Origin of the sequence: Kitasatospora putterlickiae (assembly GCF_039527695.1) — a bacterium.
GTDB lineage: Bacteria > Actinomycetota > Actinomycetes > Streptomycetales > Streptomycetaceae > Kitasatospora > Kitasatospora putterlickiae.
This window is the reverse complement of the sequence record NZ_BAAAKJ010000110.1, coordinates 7,438-18,665: the sequence shown is the minus strand read 5'-3', so window position 1 is coordinate 18,665 and position 11,228 is coordinate 7,438. Positions and strand designations below refer to the sequence as shown.

Sequence of the window (11,228 nt, the reverse complement as noted above, 5' to 3'; positions counted from 1 at the left end):
GACCGGCCCCGGCGGCGCGGACCACGCCGCCGGGGCCGGTGCCGCGCGTCTCCTCACTCCGCCCGGGCCGCGGCCACCACCTCGGTCATCGCCTCCAGGAACCGCCGCGCCACCGCGAGTTCCGCGTCCCCGAACGCCCCCATCGCGGCCACCAGATCGGCGATCAGCCCGCCGAAGAAGCCCTGGCCGAGCTCGATCGCGCGCTCCTCCACCACCAGCCGCACCCTGCGGCGGTCCCCCGGATCGCGCTCGCGGCGGATCAGCCCGAGCCGCTCCAGCCGGTCGACCAGCCCGGTCGTCCCGGCCGAGTTCAGCCCCAGCGCCTCGCCGAGCCGCCCCGGGGTGACCACCGTCCCGGCCCGCCGGGCGTCCAGCACGTGGATCAGCGCCCGCAGGTCGGTCGGGTGCAGGCCGTTCCGTGCGGCGAACTCGGCGCCGAACAGGTCGAGTTCGACGGTCAGCCCGCGCAGCAGATGGACCAGCTGCAGCGGCGTCCGCTCCGGCTCCACCTCGTCTCCTTCCCTCCGGAGTCCCCTCGACGTATTCTCTCGCTGAGCGAGATACATGCCCACCGAGCGAATGCGTCGAACCCTGGGGGAAGACTATGTCCGCACGCCCTGCCGCCGGCCCCGGCCCCTCCCCCACCCGGTCCCCCTCCCCGGAGGCCTTCCTCGCCGCCTACGACGAGGCCCTGGCCCGCTGGCCCGTACCCGTCGAGGCGCTCACCGTCCCCACCCCGTACGGCGCCACCCGGGTCAACGCCTGCGGTCCGCGCGACGGCCGCCCGCTGGTGCTGCTGCACGGCGGCGGCGCCACCGCCCTCTGCTGGTCCGCCACCGCCCCCGCCCTCGCGGCGGCCGGCCACCGGGTGCTCGCCGTCGACCTCGTCGGCGACCCGGGCCGCAGCACCCTCGACCACCCCCGCCTCGGCGGCGTCCCCGCGCTGCTCGGCTGGCTCGACGCCGTCCTCGACGGGCTCGACCTGCCCGGCGCCGACCTCGCTGGCCACTCGTACGGCGGGTGGATCGCCCTGCGCTACGCCCTGCACGCCCCCGCCCGGGTCCGGCGGCTCGCGCTGCTCGACCCCACCCAGTGCTTCGCCGGGTTCCGGGCCGGGTTCCTGCTCCGCGCGCTGCCGCTGTTCCTCCCGCCCCGCACCGCCGCCAAGGCCCGCGGCCACCTCGACCGGGAGAGCGGCGGCACCCGCCTCGACCCCGCCTGGCGCGAGCTCTACGCCCTCGGCTTCGCGGGCTTCCCCGCCGCCCGTCCGGTCACCGGCCCCCGCCCCACCCCGGCGGAACTGCGCGCGCTCGCGGCCCCCGCCCTCGTCCTGCTCGCCGAACGGAGCCGCGCCCACGACGCCCGCGCCGTGGCCGCCCGCGCCCGCCGGGCCCTGCCGGACGCCACGGTCGCCATCCTGCCCGACACCTCCCACTACACCCTGCTGACGGCCCACCCGGACGAACTCAGCCGCCGCCTCACCGATTTCCTGGCCCCCGACCACCGCTGACGCACGGTGGCGCGACCCGGCGGTGCCGGGCCGCGCCAGGGTCGGGCGGTCGGTTCAGCAGGGGTTGAGCCAGTAGACCCAGCCCCAAGGGGCGTTGGGGTCCGAGCTGTAGCCGCCGGGTGAGGTCCAGCCGACGTTCTTGTCGCTGTTGTAGAACTTGACGCGCAGTTCGGCCCGCTGGTTGTTGATCCACGAGCCGGTCCCGCCCCACGACACCGGGGTCAGCCTGCCGCAGGTGAAGAGCATCAGGGCGTCACCCTGGTAGTTCGGGTCGCTGTAGGCGCACACCCAGGTGTACGGACAGGGGATGCCCACGAGCGACGCGTCGCCGGTGCGCTGCTCCCCGGGCAGGGCCAGTCGCAACTCCCCGCCGGGCAGGGCGATCCGGTCGGCGGCGATCTGGGTGCCGCCGGTGCTCGCGAGGTAGCCGTCGACCCGGGCCTGCAGGCGCTCGGCCTGGCCGGGGGTGAGCCCGAGGGCGCGGGCCTGGGCGGCGAAGCCTGCGGCCGGGGCGGCCGGGGCCGCGGCGGCCGTGCTCGTCGCGCCCATCAGGGCGAGCAGGCTCAGGACCAGGGCGGCGAGGATCCTCCTCGGCGCGGCGGTTCGACGGCGGTCGGTCTGTGGCACGGTGTCACCTCTCGTGGTCGGACGTGCTCCGAACTGGCCGTGCACGGAACTCATCGTGACCGCGGCGCGACGCGACCGTCATTGGCGCTGAGCGCCGATCTCCTTGGTCCTGCGCGCGGTTGACGCCCACGGTGGCCGACAACAGCCTGGACGCGCGGGCGCCGCCGTCGGACCATCGCTAGGTGTCCCTGACAACCGAACCCGGCGCATCGGTGGTGTCGCTGTCCACCGACGGGGTGCCGGCCCAGGAGCGACTCGGCTGGTGGCAGTGCCTGATGGAGAGCGACGTCATCCCGGTGGCGCTCAGCAGCGACCGCGCGGGCGACTTCGCGGGCCGGGCCCGGATGGTGGAGCTGCCCGGTGCCCGGGTCGCGGAGTTCAGCCTCACCACGCTGACGGCCCGCCGCACACCCGCGCAGATCCGGCGCCTGGACCCGGAGCAGTACTTCCTGGTCCTCGTCCGGGGCGCCCCGATCCAGGTGGAGCAGTCACGTCGCACGGCCCACCTCAGCGCCGGCGGCCTGGCCCTGTACTCCACCTCCGACCCGATCGTGGCGGACTTCCTCGACCGGGACCGCCGCCACCAGGTCGTCCTGATGCTGCTGCCCCAGGCCGGCCTGCCGCTGCCCGCCACCCGGCTGAACCGGCTCCTGGGCACTCCCCTCACCACCCGCTCGCCCGCCGGCGCGCTGCTCGGCCTGGACGCGGAGGGCCTGCTGCCGGTCGAGACCCGCGAACACGTGCTGCTCGCCCGGGCCGACGCGTTCATCGACCACAACCTCGGCGACCCCGGCCTGGACCCGGCCGCGATCGCCGCCCACCTCCACATCTCGGTGCGCACCCTGCACCACGCGTTCCGGGCCCGCCCCCGGACGGTCGCCGCGACCATCCGCCGGCGCCGGCTCGAACGGTGCCGCGAGGACCTCACCGACCCGCGCCAGCACCGTCGCACGATCGGCGACATCGCCCTGCGCCGGGGCTTCCGGCACCCCGCGGACCTCAGCCGGGCCTTCCGCGCCGTGTACGGCGTGACGCCGGGCGAGCTGCGCGCGGCTAGCGCTCCACCAGCCCGGTGATCAGCGCCCCGAGCGCCACCTCCAGGTCCCCGCAGCGCTCCCCCACCCCGATGAAGCCCACCTCGGCCAGCACCTGCCCGAGCGCGGGCAGCCGCTCGCGGTCGGCGGCCTCGATGACGGCCCGCCGCTGGCTCGGCTCGCGAGGCGGGCTGACCGGGTGCTCGGAGAGCAGCTCCCCCAGGACCAGGTGCCAGCAGGCGCGGAACGCGGTCAGCGCGCGCCCGGGCGACAGTCCGGCGGCCATCAGATCGGCGAGACAGGCGTTGTTGAACGCGAGTGCGTTCCGGGCGATCAGCTCGCCGCGGATCAGGACGTGCAGCACCCAGGCGTGCCCGACCATGTAGTCGTGGGCGCCGAGCAGCCGGCGCAGCAGCCGTTCCCGCGGCCCCGTGCCCGGGACGTCGACCGGGATGCCCTCCGCGACCTGCTCCAGGACGGCGATGAGCAGCGCTTCACGGTCGGTCACGTGCCGGTACAGGGACGCGGGGGCCGTGCCGAGTTCACTAGCGACGGCCCGCATGGTGAGCGCGTCGATGCCGTCACGCTCGATCACCCGGCGCCCGGCGGCGACCACCCCGGCCGTGGTCAGCCCGGGGCGGGGCCGCTTGCGGCCGTACCTGCCGCGCTCGGCGTCCAGCCCCCCTGCGCCCTGGCTCTCCGCACCCTGCCTCCCGGTGCCGCTCGACCCGTCCGCCTGGTGTTCGCCGACGCCCGGCCGGCCGCTCCGTTCTGACACGCCGCCATCCTCCCACGGCCGCGCCGACCTGCCGCCGACCTGTGCGCTTGCACCCGCCAGCAAGTAAGGCTTACCTTACGCGAACAACGTTCGCATCGGAGGTCGCCATGCCCGAAGCCGCGCCGCCCCGCAGCACCGCCCCGCCCGCGTCCCGCGTTCCCCCACGTGCCGGCGCCCGTCCCGGCCTGGTCCTGGCCGCCGTCTCGGTCTGCCAGCTGATGGTCACCCTGGACGCCAGCATCGTGAACGTCGCGCTCCCCGCCATGGGCGACTCCCTCGGCTTCGCCGACGGCTCGCTGCCCTGGGTGGTCAACGCCTACGCGCTCGCCCTCGGCGGCCTGCTGCTGCTCGGCGGCCGCACCGCCGACCTCGTCGGACACCGCCGCGCGCTGCTCTGCGGACTGGTGCTCTTCGGCCTCACCTCGGTGTTCGGCGGGTTCGCGCAGACCCCCGCGCAGCTGGTCGCGGCCCGGGCCGGCCAGGGCGTGGCGGCCGCCGTGCTGGCGCCGATCGGGCTGACGCTGATCATGGTGACCTTCGCCGAGGGGGCCGCCAGGGCGCGGGCCGTCGGCATCTGGTCGATGGTGACGGCGGGCGGCAGCGCGCTGGGCGTCCTGCTCGGCGGTGTGCTGACCGACCTGCTCGACTGGCGCTGGGTGTTCTTCGTCAACGCGCCGATCGTGCTCGTCGGCCTCCTCCTGGCGGTCCGTTCGGTGCCCGCCGTCCGCCCGCCGCTCGCCGGCCGGCCCGACGTGCTCGGCGCCGTGCTCGGCACCGGCGCTTTGACCGTCCTGGTCTACGGCCTGATGGAGACCGACCGCCACCCGTGGGGCTCGGTCCGCACCCTCGGGACGCTCGCCACCACCGTGCTGCTCGGCCTGTCCTTCCTGTGCTGGGAGGCCCGGTACGCGCGGTCGCCGATCGTCCGGCTCGGCGTGCTGCGGGCCCGGACGGCTTGGCTGTCGAGCCTGCTCGTGACCCTGCTCGGCGCGGGCATGCTGGCCGGCTTCTACTTCAGCTCGCTGTTCCTGCAGAACGTCCTGGGCTACGGACCGCTGGCGGCCGGCGCCGCGTTCCTGCCGTTCTGCGCCGGGACGGCGGCGGGCAGCATGATCGCGGGCCGGCTCGTCGCCCGCTTCGGCGGCCGGGCCACGCTCACCGGCGCGCTGCTGCTCTCCGCTCTGGGGATGCTCTGGTTCGGCGGACTCGGCCTGGACTCCGACTATCTGACCGGCTTCGCCGGACCGTCGATCGTGACCAGCGTGGGCGTCGGCGTCTGCATGGTCGCCAACACCGCGATGGGCACCTCGGGCGTCGACCCGCGCGAGGCCGGACTGGTCAGCGGGCTGCTCAACGCCGGCCGCCAGTGCGGTGGCGGCATCGGGCTGGCCGTCCTGTCAACCGTCGCGGTGGCGGCCACCCGCCGCGCCTCCACGGACGGGTCCGGCTCGGCCGGGTCTGGCTCAGACGGATTCGGCTCGGGCGGGTTCGGCTCGGGCGGGTTCGACTCGGCCGGGGACGCCGCGCGGGCAGCCCTCGCCGCCGGCTACGACCAGGCGTTCGTGGTCACCGCCGGGCTGCTCGGCGTGGCCGCCCTGGTCGCGCTGCTCTTCGCCCCGCCGGCGCGTCAGTAGATCAGGTACCCCGGCCGGTGGCCCTCGTCCTCGATCTCCCCGTCGGCCTGGGCCTTCAGCTTGCGGGACAGCGCGTCCAGCGCGCGTGAGGCCGCGACCTCCTCGCCGATCCTGGCGAGCGGGCGGTCGTCCACGCTCCTGGTCGACTCCCCGTGCGCGCTCAGGCCCGGGGCCCACGCGCCGGTCAGCCTCGCCTGGCATCCGGTGTGGACGCCGTCCTCCTCGAAGCTCAGCTCCACAGCCCACTCGTTGTGCATGCCACACCTCCTGGCGGCGCTCCCCCGGTCACGCCTGCTCGGGCCGGTGCGGGCGGTGCTCCCGCGACGGCCGCTCCCCCCAGCGTGCGCCCCCCGGCACGGCGGCGGCAACCGGGCGGACGGCCGCGCACACCGTCCGCCGCGACCCGCCGGGCGGCGCTCCACGGGGTCAGCGCCGCACCCCGGCGGTAGGCTGGGCCAAACGCGCCGTTGCCGCGGGACACCCCGCTCCGGATCACCGGGGATCACCGGGCCGGTGCGGTCAACAACCCTCGGGTGGTCCCTCCGTGGCGGTCTTCGTCCTGGCCCTGAGCGCCGCCTGCTTCCTGGGCCTCGGATTCGTGCTCCAGCAGCACGCGGCGCAGCGGGCACCGCGTGCCGACCTGCTGCACTGGCGCCTGCTGCTGGACCTGCTGCGGATGCCGGAGTGGCTGCTCGGCACCGGCTTCATGATCACCGGACTGGTCCTCTCCGCGCTCGCCCTCAACCAGGGCGAGGTATCGCTCGTCGAACCGCTGCTCGCCACCAACCTCATCTTCGCGATGGCGCTCGCCCGGGTGCTGACCCGCCAGACGCTCGGGCGCTCCGGCTGGGCCGGGGTGCTGCTGCTCGCACTCGGCGTGACCGCGTTCATCGTGGCGGGCCGCCCCACCGGCGGCGGCGCGCCGGCCAGCGAACTGCGGCACTGGCTGGTGGTCGGCACGGTGGTCGGACTGACGCTGCTGCTGATCTCGACGGCCCGCCGACTGCCACTGTTCGAGGAGGCGACGGTGCTCGCCCTGGCCGCCGGACTGCTCTACGGGCTCCAGGACGCGCTCACCCGCACCACCACCCAACGGCTCGACCAGCACGGGCTGGAGGCCGTGCTGCGCAGCTGGCAGCCGTACGCGGTGGTGGCGGCCGGGGTGGTCGGTCTGCTGCTGGTCCAGAGCGCCTTCGAGGCCGCGCCGCTGCGGATGTCCCTGCCCGCGCTGACGGCCGCCCAGCCGATCACCGGGATCGCCTGCGCGGTGGGGTTCCTCGGCGACCGCCTCCGGGTCAACCCCGGCGCGCTGGCCTGGCAGGCGGCCGGCCTGGTGGCCATCGTGATCGGCGTGGTGGTGATCGGCCGCCACCCGGCCCTGCCCGGCACCGTCGGCGACATCCTGGAGTCCACTGGTGAGCTCCCCGACGGCTCGGCGGGGGACGACGCCCACGACACTCCCCATGACCCACCCACCGACCGCGGCTGACCGACCGCAGGAGCCCCCATGTGCTGGAGTGCCCGGGCCGACCTCGTCGCCGGCGGCGCGGTGACGGCCGTCGGTGTGCTCTGCCTGGCCCGCGCCCACCGTTCCGGCCGGCCGGAACGCCTGCCGCTCGCCGCGCTCCCCCTGGTGCTCGGCGTGCACCAGCTGATCGAGGCCGCGGTCTGGCTCGGCGCCGACGGCGAACTGCCCGCCGCCCCGGCCGCCTGGGCCCGCACGGCCTGGGCGGTGATCGCCCTGCCCGTGCTCCCCTTGCTGGTGCCGATCGGCGTGCGCCGCGCCGCCGTCGACGCCGGCCGGACCCGGCGGCGGCTGCTCTCCGCCCTGGTCCTCCTCGGCCTCCTGGTCGCCGCGCCACTGGCCCACGCCCTCGCCACCCACCCGGTCGACGTCACCGCCCACGCCCACACCCTCGACTACCGCATCGGCATCCCCCACCCCGTTCTCCTCCTGGCCGGCTATCTGCTCGCCACCGTCGGCGCGCTCCTCCTCAGCGGCGACCTCCAGCTGCGCCGCCTTGGCCTCCTCACCACCACCGCCGCCCTGATCTGCGCCCTCCTCTGGCACCTGGCCTTCATCTCCACCTGGTGCGCCCTCGCCGCCATCACCTCCACCCTCCTGCTCCGCTGGACGTCCGCCCCTCCCCCGCACCCGCACCCCGCACGGCCGGCTGACCACTGACCGCTGACCGCTGACCGCACCCGCCGCCGCTATGACGGGCGATGGACGGCCGCCGGGGTCGCACGGCCCGCGTCCGCACCTACTTCTACAACGGCCGGTTGTGTCTGACGGGCGGTGGAGTTGTTTGATCGCGCGCTCCGCAAGGTGGTGGGATCGGCGCATGTCTACTCGCACAGACCAGGTCATGGAAATCCGGTCGCCCGAGTTCGCGCGCCTCGCGGAGCGAGTCGCGGAGGTGACCGACGCGACGTCCCGGCTGAACGTGCTGCCCTTCAGCGACCACGAGGGTCGTGCCGAACTCCTGTCCCTCGTGTTCGGTGGCCCGCTTCCGGAATCGGTGACGATCTACCCGCCGTTCTTCACCGAGCACGGGCTGAACACGACGTTCGGGAAGAACGTCTTCGTCAACCAGGGGTGCACGTTCATGGACAGGGGCGGGATCCGCATCGGCAACGGTGTCATGATCGCCCCGAAGGTCAGCCTCATCACCGGAGGGCACCCTCTGCCCCTCGCCGAGCGCCGTCAGTACCTCTCCTTCGCTCCGATCGTCATCGAGGACAACGTCTGGATCGGGACGGCTGCCGTGATCACGCAGGGCGTGACCATTGGTGCCGGCTCGGTGGTCGCCGCCGGCGCGGTGGTCACCCGGGATGTTCCCAGCGGGACCCTGGTCGCCGGAGTCCCCGCCCGGGTGATCAAGACGATCGACTGATCCCGGCCGGGCAGAGCGGCACGTCCGGCGGTCTGCGGCCGACTGGCGGGTCGCGGTGAACGTCACTCCGCCCGGCCTCCGGCCGCCACCTGCCCCGAGGCGGACGGGGCGGGCACCTTCGCCGCGGGTTCGCTGCTCGTGTCGGCGGCCGTCGCCGGGGCGCGGCCACGTTCACGGTCCATCTCCCGCCACTCCGGTCGCAGGCCGGACAGGGTGGTGACGAGGAAGTACAGACCGCCGGACACGAGCAGCACCGGTATCAGCCCCGACATCGCCACCGCCGCGCCGGCCAGCAGGCCGCCCAGCGGGATCCCGGCCCAGGAGAGGGAGTCACCCAGGGCGTTGACCCGCCCCAGCAGATTGCGCGGGACCCGCTCGAACAGGACGGCGCTGAGGATCGGGTTGAGGAATCCGGCCCCGAAACCGCTCACCACGAACACGGCGACCACCACGCTCATCGGCACGTCCAGCGCCAGGACGATGAACCTCGGGGCGCCGCCGAGCAGGAAGCCGCCGAAGAACACCATCCGCCGGGGAAGCCGGTGGGCGACCGCCGCCGCGATCAGGCTGCCGACCACGGCCGCGATCCCCCAGGCCGTCCCGGTCACACCGATCGCGGCCGGGCCGCCGCCCGACTCCCGGGCCCAGACCGGGACCAGCACGGTCAGGAACGCGGCGTCCAGCAGGTTGGTCACCGCAATCATCACGATGATCGTCAGCAGCAGCGGTTCCTGCCGCAGGAACGCGAAGCCCTCCCGGAACAGCTGCCAGTAGCCGGCGGGCCGCTCCTCCTCGCCCCCCTCGGTGTCCGACGGGGACGGGACGGTGGAGTGGCCCGTCCCGCGCGGCAGCGCCACGGCGATGACCAGCGAGCCGAGCGCGAAGGCGACCGCGTTCACCGTCAGCCCGGCCATCGGGCCCAGCAGGGCGACCAGCCCACCGCCGACCGCCGGGCCGATCGTCGAGGCCAGCCGCTCGGTCACACCGGCCAGTCCGGTGGCCCGCTCCAGCGGGATCCGGCCCCGGTCGGCCGCCTCGGGGACCATGACCTCCTTGGCGAGGTCCCCCGGGCCACGGGCGGCACCGATCACCGCGACCATGACCAGCAGCAGCCAGAACGGCAGCAGCCCCAGGCCGTGCAGCAGCGGCACGAGGCCCGCCGCGACGGCACTCACCGCGTCCGTGGTCCAGGAGACGACCCGCGGCCCGAGCCGGTCGACCACCGGCCCGATTAACGCCTTGACCAGCACATAGGGCGCCAGCTCGACGAACGCGACCGTGCCGGTCATCGCGGGACTGCCGGTGGTGGCGAGCACGAACCACGGCAGGGCGATCGCCGACACCCGGGTACCGGTCAGCGAGATCGCCATCGCCGTCAGCACGCCGACCATCGGCCGCAGGCTGCGCGACGGGGCGGCCGCCGCCGGGGCCGGGGCGGGAACCGCGGACCGCGCGGTCATGACCGGCCGCCCGCTTCGTCCGCGTCCGCGCAGGCCTGCGGCTCGGGCAGCACCTGGACGACCACGGCCACCCGGTCCGTGCCCTCCGGAGCGGACGCCTCCGGGTCGATCCGGCGGTAGCGCGCGACCACCGCCGCCAGCTCCCCCGCCAGCGACCGGGCCTCCTCCGGGGTGATCTGGAGCACCATGTCGCTGAGGTCCAGCGCGTTCCGCCACTCGACCGGCATGGTCTCCAGGGAGTTGAGCGCCGTCTGCGCGGTCAGGGTGTGCGACGCCACGATCGAGCGCAGATAGCCGAGCGCCGCCTCCGGCTCCTGCTCCGCGAGGTCGGTGTCCGTCCACCACGTCACCTGGTGGACCGCCTTCCACCAGCGGTCCCGGGCATTGCCGCGCTCGGTGTCCTCGGCGACGAAGCCCGCGGCCGCGAGTTGGCGCAGGTGGTAGCTGGTCGCGCCGGAGTTCAGCCCCAACTGCTCGGCCAGCCTGGTGGCGGTGGACGGCCCGTTCTTGCGGAGCAGCCCGACCAGTTGCACGCGCACGGGGTGGGCCAGGGCCCGCAGGCCCTTGGCGTCGATCACGACATCGGTCTGGGGGTCCGGACTGTGCGGCCACCCGCGCTCATCGGTCATGGCAGCACCCTAGGACCGCAAAGGAGTCTTCGCAAAGGGTTTTTGCGAAGAACTCTTTGCGGATTCGAACAGGCCCCGGGGCGCCTCAGTCCCGCCAAGTCCCGCGCAGTCCCGCCCAGTCCCCCTCAGTCCCGCTCAGTCCCGCGCGACGCTCAGCACCACGACCACCGTCAACCCGCCGCCGGGCGTCTGCTCCACCTCCATCCGCCCGCCGGCCGCCCGGACCAGGCCCGCCATCGACGGCCCGACCGGCCCGGTCCCGTCCTCCGGGTCGCCCGCCGCCGTGCCGGCCGGCCGGCCGAACAACCACTGCCGTGCCCCCGGCGCCTCCGAGGCCCCCCGGTCCACCACCCGGACCTCCACCCGGGCGGGCTCGGTCGCCCCGCCCCGGCCGCCGAACCGGCCGTCCGGCCCCGGCAGCGGATCGGCCCGGACCAGGACCCGGGTGCCCTGCGGGTTGCGGCGGATCGCGTGGTCCACCAGCCCCGCCAGCGCCGCCTCCAGCCGCACCGAGTCCGCGACCACCACCGGCAGCCCCACCGGCACCCGCGCGGTCACCGACGCGGCCCGGCCGCCGCCCCGCAGCACCCGCCCCACCAGCTCGGCCGGCTGTACGTGCCGCGCGTCCGCCTCGCCGAGGAGTGGAACGCCACCGCCGC

13 protein-coding genes are annotated in these 11,228 nt (G+C 75.0%); 6 read left to right on the top strand and 7 right to left on the bottom strand.

The genetic code is table 11. From position 1 onward, the window contains the following. Positions 1 to 53 precede the first annotated feature (53 nt). A complete protein-coding gene (locus ABD308_RS11620; protein WP_425554742.1) occupies positions 54 to 509 on the bottom strand; it encodes a MarR family winged helix-turn-helix transcriptional regulator in 456 nt (151 codons plus the stop codon). A 95-nt stretch (positions 510 to 604) separates the two neighbouring features. Here ABD308_RS11620 and ABD308_RS11615 point away from each other — a divergent pair, with 95 nt between their 5' ends. Continuing rightward, positions 605 to 1,510 (top strand): alpha/beta fold hydrolase, encoded by a 906-nt coding sequence (locus tag ABD308_RS11615; protein ID WP_344332013.1) that lies wholly within the window; start codon positions 605 to 607, stop codon positions 1,508 to 1,510. A 54-nt stretch (positions 1,511 to 1,564) separates the two neighbouring features. Here ABD308_RS11615 and ABD308_RS11610 read toward each other — a convergent pair whose 3' ends face one another. Continuing rightward, the gene (locus ABD308_RS11610) at positions 1,565 to 2,137 is read right to left on the bottom strand and encodes a hypothetical protein (RefSeq protein ID WP_344332011.1); all 573 of its coding nucleotides are present in this window, start codon (positions 2,135 to 2,137) and stop codon (positions 1,565 to 1,567) included. A 182-nt stretch (positions 2,138 to 2,319) separates the two neighbouring features. Here ABD308_RS11610 and ABD308_RS11605 point away from each other — a divergent pair, with 182 nt between their 5' ends. Beyond that, positions 2,320 to 3,213, top strand: coding sequence for a helix-turn-helix domain-containing protein (locus ABD308_RS11605; RefSeq protein WP_344332010.1), 894 nt, complete (start codon positions 2,320 to 2,322; stop codon positions 3,211 to 3,213). Here the strand turns inward: ABD308_RS11605 and ABD308_RS11600 are convergent. Further along, complete coding sequence (locus ABD308_RS11600) at positions 3,191 to 3,949, bottom strand: TetR/AcrR family transcriptional regulator (protein ID WP_344332009.1); 759 nt, start codon at positions 3,947 to 3,949, stop codon at positions 3,191 to 3,193. The genes ABD308_RS11605 and ABD308_RS11600 overlap by 23 nt on opposite strands. A gap of 107 nt (positions 3,950 to 4,056) precedes the next feature. Between ABD308_RS11600 and ABD308_RS11595 the strand changes: the two genes are divergently transcribed. Continuing rightward, the gene (locus ABD308_RS11595) at positions 4,057 to 5,583 is read left to right on the top strand and encodes an MFS transporter (protein WP_344332007.1); all 1,527 of its coding nucleotides are present in this window, start codon (positions 4,057 to 4,059) and stop codon (positions 5,581 to 5,583) included. On the opposite strand, the gene ABD308_RS11590 is transcribed toward ABD308_RS11595, so the two are convergent. Then, on the bottom strand, positions 5,577 to 5,840 hold the full coding sequence (locus ABD308_RS11590) for a dsRBD fold-containing protein (RefSeq protein ID WP_344332005.1): 264 nt from the start codon (positions 5,838 to 5,840) through the stop codon (positions 5,577 to 5,579). The two genes, ABD308_RS11595 and ABD308_RS11590, sit on opposite strands and share 7 nt — an antisense overlap. A 287-nt stretch (positions 5,841 to 6,127) precedes the next feature. On the opposite strand from ABD308_RS11590, the gene ABD308_RS11585 reads away from it, so the two are divergent. The 3 genes from ABD308_RS11585 to ABD308_RS11575 all read left to right on the top strand — a co-directional run bounded on the left by ABD308_RS11585 (position 6,128) and on the right by ABD308_RS11575 (position 8,480). Further along, positions 6,128 to 7,072: a DMT family transporter gene (locus ABD308_RS11585; protein ID WP_344332003.1), complete on the top strand. Its 945-nt coding sequence runs from the start codon at positions 6,128 to 6,130 to the stop codon at positions 7,070 to 7,072. An 18-nt stretch (positions 7,073 to 7,090) separates the two neighbouring features. Beyond that, entirely contained in the window at positions 7,091 to 7,768 is a 678-nt protein-coding gene (locus ABD308_RS11580; protein WP_344332001.1) for a DUF6629 family protein, read from the top strand. Between the two features lie 184 nt (positions 7,769 to 7,952). Continuing rightward, on the top strand, positions 7,953 to 8,480 hold the full coding sequence (locus tag ABD308_RS11575) for a sugar O-acetyltransferase (protein ID WP_344332027.1): 528 nt from the start codon (positions 7,953 to 7,955) through the stop codon (positions 8,478 to 8,480). Positions 8,481 to 8,542: 62 nt separating this feature from the next. On the opposite strand, the gene ABD308_RS11570 is transcribed toward ABD308_RS11575, so the two are convergent. From ABD308_RS11570 to ABD308_RS11560, 3 genes are all read right to left on the bottom strand, one after another. After that, the gene (locus tag ABD308_RS11570) at positions 8,543 to 9,940 is read right to left on the bottom strand and encodes an MFS transporter (protein ID WP_344331999.1); all 1,398 of its coding nucleotides are present in this window, start codon (positions 9,938 to 9,940) and stop codon (positions 8,543 to 8,545) included. Further along, positions 9,937 to 10,569: an ArsR/SmtB family transcription factor gene (locus ABD308_RS11565; RefSeq protein WP_344331997.1), complete on the bottom strand. Its 633-nt coding sequence runs from the start codon at positions 10,567 to 10,569 to the stop codon at positions 9,937 to 9,939. The genes ABD308_RS11570 and ABD308_RS11565 overlap by 4 nt, the downstream gene beginning before the upstream one ends. A 135-nt stretch (positions 10,570 to 10,704) precedes the next feature. Further along, positions 10,705 to 11,228 (bottom strand): sensor histidine kinase (locus tag ABD308_RS11560; RefSeq protein ID WP_344331992.1); only part of this gene is annotated, 524 nt, incomplete at its 5' end.

Excerpts from the sequence above, each read along its gene's own strand:
- ABD308_RS11580 (WP_344332001.1), top strand. The coding sequence starts at position 7,091 with ATGTGCTGGAGTGCCCGGGCCGACCTCGTCGCCGGCGGCGCGGTGACG.
- ABD308_RS11615 (WP_344332013.1), top strand. The coding sequence starts at position 605 with ATGTCCGCACGCCCTGCCGCCGGCCCCGGCCCCTCCCCCACCCGGTCC.
- ABD308_RS11590 (WP_344332005.1), bottom strand. The coding sequence starts at position 5,840 with ATGCACAACGAGTGGGCTGTGGAGCTGAGCTTCGAGGAGGACGGCGTC.
- ABD308_RS11570 (WP_344331999.1), bottom strand. The coding sequence starts at position 9,940 with ATGACCGCGCGGTCCGCGGTTCCCGCCCCGGCCCCGGCGGCGGCCGCC.
- ABD308_RS11595 (WP_344332007.1), top strand. The coding sequence starts at position 4,057 with ATGCCCGAAGCCGCGCCGCCCCGCAGCACCGCCCCGCCCGCGTCCCGC.
- ABD308_RS11575 (WP_344332027.1), top strand. The coding sequence starts at position 7,953 with ATGGAAATCCGGTCGCCCGAGTTCGCGCGCCTCGCGGAGCGAGTCGCG.
- ABD308_RS11565 (WP_344331997.1), bottom strand. The coding sequence starts at position 10,569 with ATGACCGATGAGCGCGGGTGGCCGCACAGTCCGGACCCCCAGACCGAT.